This window comes from Collinsella aerofaciens (assembly GCF_015670795.1).
GTDB classification, from domain to species: Bacteria; Actinomycetota; Coriobacteriia; order Coriobacteriales; family Coriobacteriaceae; genus Collinsella; species Collinsella aerofaciens_Q.
The window spans coordinates 52,553-68,884 of record NZ_JADPCJ010000006.1; the positions used below are offsets into that span (position 1 = coordinate 52,553).

At 62.0% G+C, this 16,332-nt stretch carries 16 protein-coding genes; 15 read left to right on the forward strand and 1 reads right to left on the reverse strand.

Annotated elements, in window-relative coordinates; genetic code table 11:
• Positions 1-6 precede the first annotated feature (6 nt).
• From recG to ffh, 12 genes are all read left to right on the forward strand, one after another.
• A complete protein-coding gene (gene recG, locus I4W09_RS03360; RefSeq protein WP_196031850.1) occupies positions 7-2,184 on the forward strand; it encodes an ATP-dependent DNA helicase RecG in 2,178 nt (725 codons plus the stop codon).
• Positions 2,181-2,825: a 16S rRNA (guanine(966)-N(2))-methyltransferase RsmD gene (gene rsmD / locus I4W09_RS03365; protein ID WP_196031853.1), complete on the forward strand. Its 645-nt coding sequence runs from the start codon at positions 2,181-2,183 to the stop codon at positions 2,823-2,825. Before recG ends, rsmD begins: the two co-directional genes overlap by 4 nt.
• On the forward strand, positions 2,818-3,315 hold the full coding sequence (gene coaD / locus I4W09_RS03370; protein WP_195503188.1) for a pantetheine-phosphate adenylyltransferase: 498 nt from the start codon (positions 2,818-2,820) through the stop codon (positions 3,313-3,315). Before rsmD ends, coaD begins: the two co-directional genes overlap by 8 nt.
• A gap of 68 nt (positions 3,316-3,383) precedes the next feature.
• Complete coding sequence (locus I4W09_RS03375) at positions 3,384-3,881, forward strand: ATP synthase subunit B family protein (RefSeq protein WP_040358176.1); 498 nt, start codon at positions 3,384-3,386, stop codon at positions 3,879-3,881.
• Positions 3,881-4,435 carry a YceD family protein gene (locus I4W09_RS03380; RefSeq protein ID WP_161145464.1) on the forward strand — a complete coding sequence of 185 codons (555 nt, stop codon included), beginning with the start codon at positions 3,881-3,883 and terminating at the stop codon, positions 4,433-4,435. Before I4W09_RS03375 ends, I4W09_RS03380 begins: the two co-directional genes overlap by 1 nt.
• Positions 4,436-4,499: 64 nt before the next feature.
• Positions 4,500-4,679 carry a 50S ribosomal protein L32 gene (rpmF, locus tag I4W09_RS03385; protein ID WP_022094017.1) on the forward strand — a complete coding sequence of 60 codons (180 nt, stop codon included), beginning with the start codon at positions 4,500-4,502 and terminating at the stop codon, positions 4,677-4,679.
• An 87-nt stretch (positions 4,680-4,766) separates the two neighbouring features.
• Positions 4,767-5,786 carry a phosphate acyltransferase PlsX gene (plsX, locus tag I4W09_RS03390; protein ID WP_196031857.1) on the forward strand — a complete coding sequence of 340 codons (1,020 nt, stop codon included), beginning with the start codon at positions 4,767-4,769 and terminating at the stop codon, positions 5,784-5,786.
• Positions 5,787-5,900: 114 nt separating this feature from the next.
• Positions 5,901-6,143 (forward strand): acyl carrier protein, encoded by a 243-nt coding sequence (locus tag I4W09_RS03395; RefSeq protein ID WP_196031860.1) that lies wholly within the window; start codon positions 5,901-5,903, stop codon positions 6,141-6,143.
• A gap of 3 nt (positions 6,144-6,146) precedes the next feature.
• A complete protein-coding gene (gene rnc / locus I4W09_RS03400) occupies positions 6,147-6,872 on the forward strand; it encodes a ribonuclease III (RefSeq protein ID WP_117716046.1) in 726 nt (241 codons plus the stop codon).
• Positions 6,873-6,882: 10 nt separating this feature from the next.
• Positions 6,883-10,419: a chromosome segregation protein SMC gene (smc, locus tag I4W09_RS03405; protein ID WP_196031863.1), complete on the forward strand. Its 3,537-nt coding sequence runs from the start codon at positions 6,883-6,885 to the stop codon at positions 10,417-10,419.
• On the forward strand, positions 10,419-11,336 hold the full coding sequence (gene ftsY / locus I4W09_RS03410; protein WP_035138143.1) for a signal recognition particle-docking protein FtsY: 918 nt from the start codon (positions 10,419-10,421) through the stop codon (positions 11,334-11,336). Before smc ends, ftsY begins: the two co-directional genes overlap by 1 nt.
• A 10-nt stretch (positions 11,337-11,346) precedes the next feature.
• Positions 11,347-12,822: a signal recognition particle protein gene (ffh, locus tag I4W09_RS03415; RefSeq protein WP_196031866.1), complete on the forward strand. Its 1,476-nt coding sequence runs from the start codon at positions 11,347-11,349 to the stop codon at positions 12,820-12,822.
• Between the two features lie 69 nt (positions 12,823-12,891).
• Here ffh and I4W09_RS03420 read toward each other — a convergent pair whose 3' ends face one another.
• Positions 12,892-13,701: a DUF134 domain-containing protein gene (locus tag I4W09_RS03420; RefSeq protein ID WP_196031869.1), complete on the reverse strand. Its 810-nt coding sequence runs from the start codon at positions 13,699-13,701 to the stop codon at positions 12,892-12,894.
• 166 nt (positions 13,702-13,867) lie between these two features.
• Between I4W09_RS03420 and thyA the strand changes: the two genes are divergently transcribed.
• The 3 genes from thyA to I4W09_RS03435 all read left to right on the forward strand — a co-directional run bounded on the left by thyA (position 13,868) and on the right by I4W09_RS03435 (position 16,268).
• Entirely contained in the window at positions 13,868-14,716 is an 849-nt protein-coding gene (gene thyA / locus I4W09_RS03425; protein ID WP_154515464.1) for a thymidylate synthase, read from the forward strand.
• A 9-nt stretch (positions 14,717-14,725) separates the two neighbouring features.
• The gene (locus I4W09_RS03430) at positions 14,726-15,244 is read left to right on the forward strand and encodes a dihydrofolate reductase (RefSeq protein WP_196031872.1); all 519 of its coding nucleotides are present in this window, start codon (positions 14,726-14,728) and stop codon (positions 15,242-15,244) included.
• Between the two features lie 109 nt (positions 15,245-15,353).
• Positions 15,354-16,268, forward strand: coding sequence for a TrmH family RNA methyltransferase (locus tag I4W09_RS03435; protein ID WP_196031875.1), 915 nt, complete (start codon positions 15,354-15,356; stop codon positions 16,266-16,268).
• Positions 16,269-16,332 lie beyond the last annotated feature (64 nt).

Genomic DNA, 16,332 nt, shown 5'->3' on the forward strand with positions numbered 1-16,332 from the left:
CTGCCCATGTCCGAGCTGTGCTCCGTGCCGCGCGTCTCGGAGCGCTTTGCCCAGAGCAATGCGCTCGACGAGGATATCGCGCGACTCAAATGTGTTTCGGGTAAACGTGAGGAGGCCCTTCGCCGTCTGGGAATTCGGACGGTGGGGGACCTCCTTCTCCATATCCCTCATCGATACCTCGACTTTACCCGTTCTTGGTCTATCGAGATGGCGCCCATCGGTACCGTGTGCACCATCGTCGCCACGGTCGACCGTATCGTCAAAAAGCAGCCGCGTCCGCGCATGCAGGTGACTGAGGTCTCACTTGTTGACGAGACGGGCGTGCTGCAGGTCGCCTTTTTCCGCCAGCCCTGGATTGCTCAGCAGCTTAAGCAGGGCGACCGCCTGGCCGTGATGGGCAAGGTCGAGTTTGCCTACGGCTTTAAACAGATGGCCTCGCCCCACTTTGAAAAGCTCGAGGACAGGCGCGCCGCAGGCACCATTCTGCCGGTCCATTACGTGAGCGATGGCGTGAGCCAGGCGTGGATGCGCCGCATCGTAAGCGGCGCGCTCGAGGTCGTCGGCAATCCGTTCGATCCGATTCCCGCGCCGCTGCGCGCAAAGCGGAAGCTCATGAGCAATGCCCGCGCGTTGCGTTCGATCCACTTTCCCTCGAGCATGGCTGAGCGCGACATCGCACGCCGGCGTCTTGCCTACGAGGAGTGCCTCTACCTGCAGCTGGCGCTGCGTCTGCGCAACGACGGTGGCCTGGTCGATGTGGTGCCCTATGCCCACACCGCGGGCGAGCATCTGGGCGCGCTTAAACAGGCCCTTCCGTTTTCGCTGAGCGACGAGCAGGAGGCCGCATTCCAAGACATCCTGCATGACATGTGCGATGGCGGGCGCGTGATGAACCGTCTGCTGCTGGGCGATGTCGGTACCGGTAAGACCGCCGTTGCCGCCTGCGCGCTAGCTGTGGCTGCCGATAGCGGCACGCAGGCCTGCGTTATGGCGCCCACGGGCGTGCTGGCGCGCCAATATGCCGATAAGACCGGCCCTCTGCTCTCGCAGGCCGGCATGTCCTGGGCGCTTCTGACGGGTGCCACGCCGGCCGCAGAGCGCGAGCGCATCCATGCACAGCTGGAATCAGGCGAGCTCGACGTCCTCTTTGGAACCCACGCGGTCCTTTCGGATAACGTTGCGTTCAAGCATCTGTCGCTCGTGGTCATCGATGAGCAGCACCGGTTTGGCGTCGGCCAACGCAACGCCCTGCGCGCGAAGGGCCCCGGTGCCGATCTGCTCGTTATGACGGCAACGCCCATCCCGCGTACGCTGGCGCTTTCGGTCTACGGCGATCTGGACACGAGTATCATCCGTCATCGGCCTGTCCCCGGCGCTGGCGTGACGACACGCGTGCTCACCGAGTCGAGCCGTGACCTCGCCTATGGCGTCATCCGCGAGGCGCATGAAAAGGGTCAGCAGGCCTACGTGATTTGCCCACTCGTGGAGCCGAGTGACTCGGCCGATGAGCTGGAAGACGTGCCCGGTATTGCCCGCGACGATGAGGGCCGCGTAACCGTACCCGTGCCGCTGCACGATACGGCGACCGAGCTCGATCGCCTGCGTCTGGCGTTGCCGGGGCTTACCGTCGAGCGCCTTCACGGCCGCATGCCGGCGGGGGAGAAGGACCAGGTTATCGATGCCTTCAAGCGTGCCGAGATTGACGTGCTCGTCTCGACTACGGTGGTCGAGGTGGGCGTCGATGTGCCTAACGCCACCGTCATGGTCATCGAGAACGGCGAGCGCTTTGGATTGGCTGCCCTGCACCAGCTGCGCGGCCGCGTGGGCCGTGGCAGTGTGTCGGGCACGTGCCTGGTCATGACGCACTCCAAGGGCAACGGCGGCGCGTCCGCAGCACAAGATCGCCTGCAATCGCTCGAAAAAACCGCGGATGGCTTTACGCTCGCCCAGATGGACCTGCGTCTGCGTCACGAGGGCGAAATCCTGGGTTATCGCCAGCATGGCGGTGTGACTCTGCGCTTTGTCGACCTGGATGCCGACGAGGAACTAATCGAGTGGGCCCATTTGGACGCGGTCGAGCTCTTGCGGTATGCTTGCACCCTTGACTCCGTGGCGACGCGCCCCCTGCGCGATGCGGTCGCCATGCGATATCGACATATTTTTAAGGAGGTCAGCGGAGGATGAGAATCATCGGCGGCGAATGGCGCGGTCGTAAGATCGAGGAGCCCCGTGGTCGCGATGTCACCCGCCCCACGACTGATCGCGTGCGTGAGGCGTGCGCATCTATGGTCATGTCGGCATTCGACTTCGATCTGGACGAGGTCCGCGTGCTGGACGCCTTTGGCGGCTCCGGCGCCTTAGGGTTAGAGATGCTCTCTCGTGGGGCCCGCTCGCTCACGACGTTTGAGATCGATCGCAACGCCGCGCGGCTCATTAGCAAGAATATCGAGTCGCTCTGCCGTGACCGTGCGCGTTGGCGCGTGGTCACGGGCGACATGCTGGTGAGTGCCTCGCGCGGTCGTGTACCAGGCGGCCCCTTTGATCTGGTCCTGCTCGACCCGCCCTATGCTTTTGGTGCCGAGCCGGTCGAGGAGCTGCTGCAGGACCTGGCTCAGCAGGGTATGCTTGCGTCTGGCGCTTACGCCCTGTTTGAGCATGCCGCCGCCGATGCGGGCGCGCATCCGGCAGGCTTTGAGACTGTACGTGAGAAGCGCTACGGCATTACCTCGGTCGACCTGCTCCGTTGGGTCGGCGATAGCAAGGACGGCGGCACTGATGCTAACGAAAATGACGAGGCAGTATCCCCGGAGGACGCCCATGAGTGACACTATTAATCGCGTGATCGTCCCGGGCACCTTCGATCCCATCACGTTTGGCCATATCGATGTGATCCGCCGCGCCCGCCGCATCTTTCCCAGCGTGATCGTCGCCGTGGCCGAGTCGCAGGGTAAAAACGGTGTGGGCACCACGTTTATGCTCGATGAGCGCGTGGCGCTGGCCCGCGAGGCGCTCGGTGATATCGACGGCGTCGAGGTCCTGCCCTTTACCGGCCTCTTGGTCGACTTCGCTCGTGAGCAGGGGGCGGGGGCCGTGGTCAAGGGTCTGCGCGCCATGACCGACTTTGAGTATGAGCTGCAGCAGGCCGACCTTAACTATCGCCTGGATAGCGAGCTGGAGTCCATCTTTGTCATGAGTGCGCCGCAGTACGGCTATATCTCGAGCTCGGTCGTTCGCCAGATCGCCTCGCTCGGCAGTGACGTATCGACGTTTGTCCCGTCCAACGTGGTCGAAGCGCTCAAACATCGCTTTTCGTGACGTTTCTTATTGCCTGGTGGCATGTGGTAAACTAGCACGATGATATGTTACCTATGAAAGGAGACCGGATGCCGGGCGAGAATTTTCCTGGCGATAGGATCGTCAGCTTGGTCGATGAGCTCGAAGGGCTGATCGAGGAAGCCAAGCCGCCTTTCGGCAAGAACGCTCAGTTCAAGGTCATCGACGCCGACGTGTTCTTCAACATCCTCGACGAGATCCGCATGAGCTATCCCGAGGAGTGGCAGAAGTCCCGCCGTATCCTTAAGGAGCGCGAGGAGCTTATGGCTTCCGCCGCCGCTCAGGCCGATTCCATCATCGCCGACGCTCAGCAGCAGGCCCTCACCATTGCCGGTGAGCAGGAGATCGTCCGCCTTGCGCAGCAGCAGGCCGACGACATCCGCGATCGTGCCCAGCAGTACGAGCGCGAGACGCGTTATGCTGCCGAGGACTACGCAGAGCAGGTCTTTACGCACCTGGAGGAGAACCTCAAGAGCCTGACCGGCACCGTTACCCGTTGCCGTCAGCAGCTCAACGAGGGTGCCGCCCAGCAGAATGGTCAGTGGTAATGGCTGAGTTCCCGAGCGTTACCGTCGATCTTTCCGAGCAGCTCGAGTTTCCTGGAGATTCGTTTCCGCTGACCGGTAAGGTCGATGTCGCCACCTACACGGTGGGCGAGAAGGAGTACCAGCTACAGGACGGCATCGACTACGACGTTGTCTTTACCAATGCCGGTACCGGTGTCTTGCTCACGGGCATGGTCCGCGCGCACGCCACCGGTGAGTGCGACCGTTGCCTGGAGCCCGCCTCGTTTGATATCGCCGGAGAGATCGAGGAGTTCTACCTCTTTGAGGAGCCCGAGGATCCCGAGGCCTACGAGGACGGCTACGAGCTCCTGGGTGAGGACCGCATCGTCGATCTGGGTGAGCCCATCAATGACGCGGTCGTTATGGACACGCCGTTTGTGGTGCTCTGCAAGCCCGATTGCCGTGGTCTGTGCCCCACCTGCGGTTGCAATCTCAACGTCGAGCAATGCGATTGCGCCGCCCAGGCAGAGGCAGAATGGGCCGCTGCCACGGAAAATCCATTTGCAGCATTGAAGAATCTCAAGCTCGATGAGTAAAACTGTGGTAGTATCGCTACTTGCGCGTAATCGCCACACTGGATAGTTCATAAGGAAGGTCACTATGCCCGTACCTAAACAAAAGCAGGGTCGTATCCGCACTCACACCCGTCGTTCCGCCAACATGAAGATCTCGGCTGCGGCTCAGTCCACGTGCCCCCGTTGCGGCGCTGTCAAGCTTCCGCACCACGTGTGCCCCAGCTGCGGTTTCTACAAGGACCGCGAGGTTATCGTTACCGAGTAACGGTATACTCTGGATGCGATGCCGTTCCAAATGGAACCACAATGGCCGGCTCAATGAGTCGGCCATTTTTGTATAAGGAGCATGTATATGAGTAACGTTCGCGTTTGTGTAGACGTTGTGGGCGGAGACGAGAAACCTCAGGTTGTTCTCGATGGTATCGAGGCTGCACTTGCTGCCGATCCCGATATCGATGTCTTGGCAGCTGGCCCCGCCGAAATCGTCAACCCCTTTGCCGCTTCCCACGCACGTGTTGAGGCCCTTGAGGCACCCGACGTTATCGCCATGGATGACGATCCCATTCGCGCCGTGATGACCAAGCGCAAGTCGTCGATCGTGCTGTCGTGCCGCGCCATTAAGAAGGGCAACGCGGATGCGTTCTTCTCCGCCGGCTCCACCGGCGCCATGACCGCCGCTGCGACCGCCTACGTCACGCCGTTTAGATATATGGCCGAAGGTAAGAAGCAGCCGGTGCGTCCCTGTCTGACCAATGCGCTGCCCAATCGCGCCGGCGGTCTGACGGTGCTGTGCGATATGGGCGCCAACCCCGATGTCGAGGTCGATGACATGGTGCGTTTTGCTCAGATGGGTAGCGCCTATGCTCGCGTCGTCCTGGGCATCGAGCATCCCCGCGTGGGCCTGCTTGCTAACGGCACCGAGGACGAGAAGGGCTCCAACTTTACCAAGGCCTGCTTCCCAGCCATGAAAGCCGCCGTTCCCGGCTTTGTTGGTAACTGCGAGGGAACGGACATCACCTCCGGTAACTTCGATGTCGTCGTTGCCGATGGCATGTCGGGCAATATTGCGCTCAAGGCCACTGAGGGCGCTGCCAAGTTTTTGCTGCAGGAGCTCAAGGGCGTCTTTATGTCTTCGCTTGGCACCAAGATTGCCGCGCTGCTCATTAAAAAGCAGATGCGCGAGATAAAGGCCAAGCTTTCGGGCGACGCCAAGGGCGGCGCGATTCTTTTGGGCCTGCGCGGCGTGGTCCTGATCGGCCATGGCGCCACCTCGGTCGAGGCTGTTAAAAACGGTACGCTCGCGGCGGCCGAAGCCGTGCGCGCCGGGCTGGTCGAGAACGTCGCCAACTCCATGGACGGCATCGTTTTATAACAGCGGCGTTATGCGTCTCGGGGCGTGCGTCGTGGGGTAGAATCAGAACCGTGTCTTGGTACCGCCCGGGCGGTACCATTCTTTTGGTATTCATGCACTATGAGAGGAAGCGCTATGGATCGCTCCGAAATCTTCGACAAGATCGCCGAGGTCGCTGCTGACGTTCTGGGCGTCGGTGTTGCCGAAATTAGCGATGAGACCACCTTTGACGACCTCGATGCCAACTCGCTCGAGCGCCTGCAGCTGGTTACGGCTATCGAGGACGAGTTCAACCTCGAGATCGATGACGAGACCCTGCTCTCGCTCAACTCTGTCGCCGACGCCGTCGACGCTATCGAAAACGCCAGGGAGGCCTAGGTCTTGGCTTTGTCTGAACGACTTACGCGCGCCCAGGAAATCCTGGGCCATGAGTTCAATAATAAGGTGCTGCTGCGCGCGGCCCTTACGCATCCCTCGGCAGTCGAGGGCCAGCCGGTTTCTGCCAGCTATGAGCGCCTTGAGTTCTTGGGCGATTCCATTTTGGGCGCTGTGGTCGCACGCTCCCTGTTTGAGTCCTATCCGGAGTTTGACGAGGGCAAGCTCACGCGCCTGAAGGTGTCGCTTGTCTCGGGCGCTACGCTGTCCGAGGTTTCTCACGAGCTGGGCATCGACGACATCATCATCTTTGGTGCCTCCGAGACCGGTACCGGTGCGCGCGGCCTGCATTCGGCCCTCGAGAACGTCTATGAGTCGCTCGTGGGCGCGCTGTACCTGGATGCCGGCTGGGATGCCGCGGCAGAGTTCATTCACCGTACGCTTAAGCCGCATTTGGCTTCCGAGCGTGCCGAGCATCCTGCGAACCCCAAGTCGTTTTTGCAGGAGTGCGTGCAAGCCGACGGTCACGAGCCCCCGGCGTACAAGCTCGTTGGCTCCGAGGGCCCGGCGCATGCGCCCACCTTTACCGCCGTGGTTTTGATCGATGGTATTCGCCAGGGTCGCGGCTCCGGCTCCTCAAAGAAGGAAGCCGAGGGAGCCGCCGCGCTCGAAGCGCTCGACCGCATGGGTTACACCACCAACGGCGTGATTCTGAACAAGAAGCACGTGTAAGCGAGGAACCGTGTATCTCAAGTCCCTCACGCTCAAAGGGTTCAAGTCGTTTGCCGACCGCGCCCATATGACGTTTGAGCCGGGCCTGACCGTCATCGTCGGTCCCAACGGCTCGGGAAAATCGAACATCTCCGACTCGATTCTGTGGGTCCTGGGCGAGCAGAGCGCCAAGCAGCTGCGCGGTCAGGCCATGGAGGATGTCATCTTCTCGGGCTCGTCAGCGCGCAAGCCGGTGGGTGTCGCCGAGGTCACGTTGGTGCTCGATAACTCGGACCATATGCTGCCCGTCGATTTTGACGAGGTCGCCATCACCCGTCGCATGTATCGCTCGGGCGAGAGCGAGTACCTCATCAACTCGAGTCCGTGCCGCCTGATGGACATTCAGGACATCCTGCACGATTCGGGCCTGGGCAAGGATACGCATTCCATCATCAGTCAGGGCAAGCTCGACGCCATTTTGCAGAGCCGCCCCGAGGAGCGCCGCGCCCTCATCGAGGAAGCCGCCGGTATTTCTAAGCACAAGCGTCGCAAAGAGCGTGCGCTCAAAAAGATCAAGTCGATGGATGAGCACCTGACCCGTGCCCGCGACATCAATAAGGAAATCGCCCGTCAGCTGCGCCCACTGGAGCGCCAGGTCGATCGCGCACGCAAGTACAAAGAGCTGTCCTCGCGCGCGAACGAGCTTACGCAGGTGCTGGCCGTCGACGAGCTTCGTTCGCTGCAATCGCAGTGGAACGATCTGGAGAGCCGCTCCAAGGAGGGTGCGGCCGAGCTTGAGCTTGCGCAGTACCGCTTGGGCGAGAAAGAGCGCGAGCTCGAGAAGCTTCAGGTCATGCTCGAGGAAAAAGGCCTGTTTGTGGGCGACCTGGGCGAGCAGCGCCGCCATATGCAAGATGTGGTCGGCCGCATTAACTCCGATATGCGCCTGCTCGAGGAAAAGGGTCACAACATGGTGTCGCGCCTGTCCGACATGCGTGGGCAGATCTCGAGCTCCGAGCATCAGCGTCGTCGCGTGGTCGAGGAGCTCGAGGACGCGCGTGCCCAGCTTGAGGAAGTGACCGGTGCGCACATGCTGGCCCAGGAGGACGTTGACGCCGCTGGTCCTGCCGCCGCTGAGCTCCACGAGCGGCGCGTGGCGCTCGACAATCAGATTTCGCAGCTTACGCGTGAGCAACGCGATGTGCAACGCGTGGCCGATAACGCCGCGCTCGAGCTCGCCAAGGTGAAGGATTCCTTGAGCAATGCCGAGGTCGAGGACAACATGTATGCCTCGCGCCTGGAGCAGATCGATGAACAGCTCGAGGAGGTCACGGCCTCGCTCGCGAGCCGTCGCGACCGCGCCGAGGAGCTTGAGGGCGCTCTTGAGGAAGCGCGCCAGGCTCAGGTCGATGCGCGTGAGGCCACCGAGACGGCACGCGTGGCCCTGAAGGACCTGCGTGCCCGCGAGAGCGAGGCGCGCAACAAGTTATCCGAGGTGCGCTCGGAGCTTGCCAGTCATAAGAAACTCGATGCCCGCATGGCCGACAGCTCGCCGCTCGTGAGCCGGCTGGTGGGTGCGCTGGGCGACGATGTCTCGGGTCGTCTGGGCGACGTGCTCGAGGCCCCGCGCGAGCTTGAGGGCCTGGTTGAGCAATTGCTCGCCGGCGATATCGATGCCCTGCTGTTCGACGATACGTCCGCGCTTGAGCGTGCCGGTCGTGTCGCTCTGGACCAGAAGAAGGCCTCGGGCGAGGCGCTGCTGGTGGCGCGCGGCGTGAGCGGCTCTACCGCCGCTGAGGGGGCTGCCGGTACCCGTCTGGTTGATCGTCTTTCCGTGCGCGCAGGCTACGGTCCCGTCGTCGAGGCGTTGCTCGGCGGATATTACGTAGTGGACGATCTCGCTGCCGCGCTGTCGGCGCCGGTCGTTGACGGCGTGACTTACGTGACCCCCGATGGCGCCCGCGTCGCCTGCGGCGGCCTGGTGCGCGTGGGCCTCGATGCCGGCGAGGCTTCGGGTGCGCTGGAGCGCAAGCGTCGCATTCGCGAGCTGGAGGGCCTGGAGCCCGATCTGGCTGCCGTGTTTGAGCATGTGTCGGATCAGGTCGTCGAGGCCAATGCGGCCGTTGAGGAAGCGCGTGCCGCTGAGGGCGATGCCGCCGGCGAGATCGCCCGTCTTGAGGGCGAGCGCCGCTCGTTGCTCTCCGAGATCGGCCGCTTGGAGCAAAGCGCCAACAATGCCGAGGTCGAGCGCGTGCGCATCTCCAAGCGCCGCGAGCAGGCCTCCGAAGCCGTTCGCGCTGCGCGCCCGCGCGTTGACGAGCTAACCCGTTCGCGTGACGAGGCCCGCGCGCAGGCAAGCGATCTGGGCTTGCAGATTGCCGAGGCCAACGACGAGCTCGACCGTGTGCGCCGCGATGACTCCGAGGCCGCCGGCAAGCTCGCCGATGCCAAGGTGCGTCTGGCCCAGACGAGCGAGCGCCTGCGTTCGCTGAAGGGCCGCGTTCCCGATCTGGAGCATCGTCTGGAGGGTATCGACCGCCGTATCCGCGGGACGCGCCAGGCTTCGCGCTCGCTTGAGCTGCTGCGACTGCGCGTCGACCCCATGCACGAGCGTTACTCGGCCCTGCTGGAGCGCGCCTCGGACTGGGCCGCGCGCCTTCGTGACCAGGCTTCGATCGAGGAGGCGGACTCCGCCTCGCTCAAGAAGACCATCGAGGACGCCAAGGCCGAAGTCGCTCGCGCCAAAGACAAGGTTGATACCGCCGCCGCGACGCAAAACGAGTTCAAAGTCGCACGCGGCAAACTCGAGGTGCAGGTGGAGGCAGCCATCAAGGCCATCACCGCCGACGGCACCACGGTGCTCGAGGAAGCGCTCATGCTTCCCACGCCCACCGACCGCGACGCTGCCGAGCGTGAGCTCAACCAGCTCGTTCGCCAAATTAACAACCTGGGTCCGGTAAACCAGGTTGCTATGGAAGAGTACGAGCAGCTCAAGCGTCGCGCCGATTACATCGAGGAACAGCTGGCCGATCTGGAGAGCGCGCGCAAGGCGCTCACCAAAATCACCGTGGCAATCGACCGCAAGATGCGCAAGGCGTTCCTGGTAACCTTCGAGAAGGTCGATGCGAACTTCAGAGAGATCTTTGCCATGCTCTTCCCGGGAGGCCAGGCTCATCTGGAGATGACCGACCCCGAGCATCCGGCTGATACGGGTATCGAGGTCGTGGCTCAGCCGCGCGGCAAGCGCATCACCAAGATGATGCTCATGTCGGGCGGTGAGAAGAGCCTGACGGCGCTCGCCCTGCTCTTTGCCGTGTACCGTACGCGTACGGTGCCGTTTTATGTGCTGGACGAGGTCGAGGCGGCGCTCGATGACGCCAACTTGTCCAAGCTCATCGGCGCCCTTGATGTGTTGCGTTCCGATACGCAGCTCTTGGTCATTTCGCATCAGCGCCGTACTATGGAGGACGCTGACGTTCTCTACGGCGTCTCGATGCAAGCTGACGGCGTCAGTCGCGTCGTCTCGCAAAAACTCGATCGCGAAACCGGAAAGGTCGTGAATGCATAATGGGATTCTTCGATGCTCTCTCACGCGGACTCGAGCGCAGCCGCGAGGCCCTCAACGAGGTCTTCTACTTTGGCGGCGAGGTCGACGAGGATTTTTGGGAGGACCTTGAGGACACTCTCGTCATGGGTGACATGGGAGCCGAGGTCGCCATCCAGGTTTCTGATGACCTGCGCGATGCCGCGGCCAAGAAGAACCTCAAGACCGCCCCGCAGCTCCGTCGTGCCCTAGCCGAGCAGCTCGAACAGCACTTTGTGCCCATCGAGCGCGATCCGTTCGCCGACACGCCAAGCTGCGTGCTGTTTGTGGGTATCAACGGCGCCGGCAAGACCACGACGGTCGGCAAGATCGCGAGCGCCATGGCCGCCCGCGGCAAGAACGTCGTGATCGGTTCTGCCGATACCTTCCGCGCCGCCGCCATCGAGCAGCTCGATGTGTGGGGCCAGCGCGCCGGCGTTCCCGTCATCAAGCGCGACCGCGGCTCCGATCCGGCGAGCGTTTGCTACGACGTGCTCGACGAGGCCGACAAGCGCGGCAGCGACCTGGTGCTTATCGATACCGCCGGTCGTCTGCACACGAGTCCCGAGCTTATGCGCGAGCTTGCCAAGGTGGTTAACGTGACCCGTAAGCGCGCCGCCAATATGGCCGCCGGTCCCATGCCCGTCTCGGTCGTCCTCGTAATCGATGCCGCCACCGGCCAAAACGGCCTGAACCAGGCGCTCGAGTTTAATGAGGCTCTGGGCCTGGACGGTATTATCATGACGAAGCTCGACGGTACGGCAAAGGGCGGTATCGCCATGGCCGTTGCCGAGAAGCTCAAGCTTCCCATCCTGCGCATCGGCGTGGGCGAGCAGGTCGATGACCTGCAGGAGTTTAATGCCAAAGATTTCTGCCGCGCCCTGGTGGGCGAGTCCAACTAAGGAGTGACTAGTGTTTGATTCTCTGAGCGATCGCCTCAACGACACATTTGACCGTCTGCGCGGCAAGGGTAAGCTGACCGAGGCCGATATCACCTCGGCCATGCGCGACATCCGCATGGCGCTACTCGAGGCCGACGTCAACTTCAAGGTCGTCAAGGAGTTCGTCGCCAAGACCAAGGAGCGCTCCATGACCGCCGAGGTCATGGAGTCGCTGTCGCCGGCGCAAAACGTCGTCAAGATCGTACTCGACGAGCTCACCGAGATGCTCGGCTCCACCGAGAGCAAGCTCGTCTTTAGTAACCGCATTCCCAATGTCATCATGCTCGTGGGCCTGCAGGGCTCCGGTAAGACCACGGCGGCCGTAAAGCTGGCTTACCTGCTCAAGAAGCAGGGCCGCTCGCCGCTGCTCGCCGCGTGCGACGTCTATCGTCCCGCCGCTGCCGACCAGCTGGCCACGCTCGGTGGCGAGATCGGCGTGCCGGTCTTCCGCGGTGACGGCGCGCACCCGGTTGACATTGCCAAGGGTGCCATCCAGGAGGCCGTCGACCACCTGCGCGATGTGGTCATCGTCGATACCGCCGGTCGTCTGCAGATTGATGAGCAGATGATGCAGGAGGCCGTGGACATCAAGAAGGCCGTCAAGCCCGATCAGGTGCTGATGGTCGTCGATGCCATGACCGGCCAGGATATCGTCAACGTCGTCTCGACCTTCGCCGAGCGCACCGACTTTGACGGCGTGATCATCTCCAAGCTCGACGGCGACGCCCGTGGCGGCGGCGCGCTTTCCGTGCGCCAGGTGACCGGCAAGCCCATCAAGTTCGTGAGCATGGGCGAGAAGCCCGATTCGCTGGAGCCGTTCTACCCCGACCGCATGGCCAAGCGCATCTTGGGCATGGGTGATGTTGTCGGCATTATCGAGAAGGCCCAGGAGGCCGCCGATGCCGAGCAGCTCGAGGCCGCCGAGCGCATGCTGCGCGAGGGCTTTACCATGAACGACATGCTCGACCAGATGAAGGCCGTCAAGAAGATGGGCGGCATGAAGGGCATTCTGGGCATGCTCCCCGGTGGCCAGCGTGCGCTCAACCAGATGGGTGGCAACCTAGACGAAGGCATCTTCGACAAGAACGAGGCCATCATCATGTCGATGACCAAGGAGGAGCGCCTTCGTCCCTCCATCATCAACGGTCAGCGTCGCGCCCGCATCGCCAAGGGCGCCGGCGTGACCCCCACTGAGGTTAATAGCCTTATGAAGCAGTGGGGCGAGATGAATAAGATGATGGGCCGCATGCGCTCGATGGCCAATCAGGCGCAGGCCGGCGGCAAGAAGGGCAAGAAGGGTAAGAAGGGCAAAAAGATGCGCATGCCCAATATTCCCGGTCTGGATGCCATGGGCCTGGGCGGCATGGGCGGACTTGGGACGGGCGGTCCTAAGTCCGATATGGATCTGCTGCGCCAGATGGAAGCGCAGATGCGCAATAAGAAGTAACGACTGGTAGAGTCGTGTATGGCGAAGGCCGTCTGGATGGTATTCCAGGCGGCCTTCGTCGTTGGTGCGTTATATGTTGTGTGAGCAGACGCGTGATGGCATCGATTGCCTGCTGTTAGTGGCAGCTGCAGCCCTCGTGACCCTCGTTCTCGTGATGGCCGTGGCACCGCAGGATCCGCCGTGCTCATGGATGTGCTCGTGGTCGTGGCCATGGCAATCGCAGGTGGCCTCGCCGGTCTGCGCGAGCGTGCCGGCAATGAGCGCCTCGACGCAGGCGTCGCAGCTGCCCTGGGCACCTGCGTATACCGTGATGCCGGCTTGGGCAAGCGCGCTGATAGCGCCACCGCCGATACCGCCGCAGATGAGCGTGTCAACGCCGCCGTTGGCAAGCAGACCCGCCAGGGCGCCGTGACCGGTGCCGCCGGTGCCCACGACCTGCTCGTTGAGCACCTTGCCGTCCTGAATGTCGTAGATCTTGAACTGCTCGCTGCGGCCAAAGTGCATAAAGATGTTGCCGTTGTCGTACGTGGTTGCCACCCTCATGGTGCCGATCTCCTTTGCTGGCCATGCGGCCGTCGTCGTGGTAATGGGGGAGTACGCGATGCTGCCGCCTTCGATGACGATTGCCCGTCCGTTGACCAGCGCGTTTGCCACCTTGCGATGCGCGCGGCTGCTAATTGCCGCCACCGTGGCGCGCGCGATACCCATCTGCTGTGCGACGGCCTCCTGATTGAGGCCTTCCAGGTCGCACAGGCGCAGGACTTCGAGCTCATCGACCGTCATATCTATGGCGTCTCCACTGGCAAGGCCATCGGGGGTAAAGCCGCGGTATTCGGGGATGATCCCAACACGGCGCAATTTTTCGCGTCTTCCTGCCATGCGCACTCCTTATCTGACATATGTCAACAATAGGATAACGCGTGTGCGCCGCGGAGCAAGGCATTTTTGGCATATGTCAGAAAATGAGGGCTTATGTTTGGGCTGTGGGGCCGCGTGCGCCTGGGCTACAATGAATCTCGCTTGTAGGCGACTGACAGGAGGGTCAATGAGCAAAGCTGATCAACAGTTTGTAGCCATGTGCCGCGATATTCTGGACCATGGCACCACCACCGAGGGCCAAAAGGTCCGCCCGGTGTGGGAGGACGGCACCCCTGCCTATACCATTAAAAACTTTGGCGTTACGGCGCGCTATGACCTGCGCGAGGAGTTCCCCGCGCTTACGCTGCGTCGTACGGCGCTCAAGTCCGCTATGGACGAGATCCTGTGGATCTATCAGAAGAAGTCCAATAACGTCCATGATCTCAACAGCCATATTTGGGATGAGTGGGCCGACGAGACCGGCTCCATCGGCAAGGCCTACGGCTACCAGATTGGGCAGAAGAGCCATTATGCCGAGGGTGACTTTGACCAGATGGACCGCGTGTTGTACGACCTTAAGCACACACCGTACAGCCGTCGCATCATGACGAACACCTATGTGTTTAGCGACCTGTCCGAGATGCACTTGTATCCGTGCGCCTACAGCGTGACCTATAACGTCACGCAGCGCCCGCAGGATGACAAACCGACGCTCAATATGATTCTCAACCAGCGCAGCCAGGATATTTTGGCCGCGAACAACTGGAATGTGTGCCAGTACGCCATTCTGCTCATGATGGTGGCGCAGTCGGTCGATATGATCGCTGGCGAGCTGCTGCATGTGATTGCCGATGCCCACATTTACGACCGTCATGTCGATATCGTCCGCGAGCTTATCGAGCGTCCGCAGTTTGCGGCTCCCAAGGTAACGCTCAACCCCGATGTGCATGATTTCTACGCGTTTACGACCGATGATCTGATTGTTGAGGGCTATGAGCACGGCCCGCAGGTCAAGAACATCCCCATTGCGGTGTAGGTGACGCGCATGACGTGTAAGCTTTCTGCCATTGTCGCCGTGTGCGATGACTGGGGCATTGGGTGCGAGGGCGACATGGTCGTGTCCAACCGTGCCGACATGCGTCATTTTGTGGCATGCACCAAGGGTTGCCCGGTCATTATGGGGCGCAAGACGCTGTTGAGTTTTCCCGGCGGGCGTCCGCTCAAGAATCGCCGTAATATCGTGCTCACCCGCGACGAGAGCTTTGCTGCCGAGGTCGTCGACGTGGTGCATGGCGTTGACGAAGCGCTCGCCGCGGTAGCCGATGAACCCGTTGCGTGGGTGATCGGCGGCGGCGAGGTGTATCGGCAGTTTTTGCCGTACTGCGTGGAGGCCGAGGTTACGCATAACCATTGCGTGCATGACGTGGATACGTACTTTCCCGATCTGGATGCCGATCCCGCGTGGGAGATTGCGAGGCGTGGCGGTGTTGCCACGATTGCCTCGGGCGAGGGCGACGAGGGTGTCGATTATGAGTTCGTGACGTATCGTCGCGTTGAGGCATAAATCGTCTGGCGTGAACGGTATCATCGGGTTGTTTGAATGCATGGGGCGGCGCTTAGCGTCGCCTCGTTTGGTATAGATGTGCTGTAAAGAAAGGTGCGGGCAGGCTGCTATGACTGATGCCGTTGAGGTGCTGCGAATCGATTCGCTCGAGGACGAGCGGCTCGATGCCTACGTGCGACTGACCGAGCGTGAGCTTCGCTGCGTGCTGGAGCCGCAGAAGGGCATTTTTATCGCCGAGAGTGCCAAGGTCATCGAGCGTGCAGTGCGCGCCGGATACGAGCCGGTGAGCTTTCTTTTGGGCGAACGCTGGCTCGACCAGATGATGCCGCTGTTTGAGCGCCTGGCGGTACGCGAAGGTGCGGGCCCGGTTCCCGTGTTCGTGGCCTCGATGGAGCTTATGGAGCAGCTGACGGGCTTTAACGTGACGCGCGGTGCGCTCGCGGCGTTCCGTCGCCCGCGTCAGATTCCGGTAGCCGAGTTCTTGGGCGGCGTCGTCGAGGCGGCGGGGGAGCGCCCGGTGCGCGTGTGCGTGCTCGAGGGCATTGTCGACCACACCAACGTCGGCGCGATTTTCCGCTCGGCCGCCGCGCTCAATGTCGACGGCATTCTGGTGAGCCCTACGTGCTGCGATCCGCTGTACCGTCGCTCGGCTCGCGTGAGCATGGGCACCGTGTTTCAGGTGCCGTGGACGCGTATTGGCAGTGAGGCGCGCGTGTGGCCGCATGATGGCCTGGCCGCGCTTCATGATGCCGGCTTTTCGTGTGCCGCTATGGCGTTGACGGACGACTCTGTTTCGCTTGATGATCCTGTGCTGCAGAAGATTGATCGCTTGGCGATTTTTATGGGCACCGAGGGTGCCGGCTTGGGCGTTAAAACTATTGCCGGCTGCGACCGGTCCGTGCGCATTCCGATGGCGCACGGGGTCGATTCGCTCAACGTGGCCGCGGCGAGCGCCGTCGCCTTTTGGCAGCTGTGCCCGCACGTGAGCAATGAGTATCACTACCAGCCGGGTTTGTATCACTAGGCAGTTATTCCGCACCGCGCTCTAATTCGGGGTGTTTCGGTCGCCGCCAGTCGGTGCTAAGCTG

What these genes read in the sequence shown, in the direction of transcription:
- recG (WP_196031850.1), top strand. Translation starts at nt 7, where the DNA reads ATGTCCGAGCTGTGCTCCGTGCCGCGCGTCTCGGAGCGCTTTGCCCAG.
- rsmD (WP_196031853.1), top strand. Translation starts at nt 2,181, where the DNA reads ATGAGAATCATCGGCGGCGAATGGCGCGGTCGTAAGATCGAGGAGCCC.
- coaD (WP_195503188.1), top strand. Translation starts at nt 2,818, where the DNA reads ATGAGTGACACTATTAATCGCGTGATCGTCCCGGGCACCTTCGATCCC.
- I4W09_RS03375 (WP_040358176.1), top strand. Translation starts at nt 3,384, where the DNA reads ATGCCGGGCGAGAATTTTCCTGGCGATAGGATCGTCAGCTTGGTCGAT.
- I4W09_RS03380 (WP_161145464.1), top strand. Translation starts at nt 3,881, where the DNA reads ATGGCTGAGTTCCCGAGCGTTACCGTCGATCTTTCCGAGCAGCTCGAG.
- rpmF (WP_022094017.1), top strand. Translation starts at nt 4,500, where the DNA reads ATGCCCGTACCTAAACAAAAGCAGGGTCGTATCCGCACTCACACCCGT.
- plsX (WP_196031857.1), top strand. Translation starts at nt 4,767, where the DNA reads ATGAGTAACGTTCGCGTTTGTGTAGACGTTGTGGGCGGAGACGAGAAA.
- I4W09_RS03395 (WP_196031860.1), top strand. Translation starts at nt 5,901, where the DNA reads ATGGATCGCTCCGAAATCTTCGACAAGATCGCCGAGGTCGCTGCTGAC.
- ftsY (WP_035138143.1), top strand. Translation starts at nt 10,419, where the DNA reads ATGGGATTCTTCGATGCTCTCTCACGCGGACTCGAGCGCAGCCGCGAG.
- I4W09_RS03420 (WP_196031869.1), bottom strand. Translation starts at nt 13,701, where the DNA reads ATGGCAGGAAGACGCGAAAAATTGCGCCGTGTTGGGATCATCCCCGAA.
- thyA (WP_154515464.1), top strand. Translation starts at nt 13,868, where the DNA reads ATGAGCAAAGCTGATCAACAGTTTGTAGCCATGTGCCGCGATATTCTG.
- I4W09_RS03430 (WP_196031872.1), top strand. Translation starts at nt 14,726, where the DNA reads ATGACGTGTAAGCTTTCTGCCATTGTCGCCGTGTGCGATGACTGGGGC.
- I4W09_RS03435 (WP_196031875.1), top strand. Translation starts at nt 15,354, where the DNA reads ATGACTGATGCCGTTGAGGTGCTGCGAATCGATTCGCTCGAGGACGAG.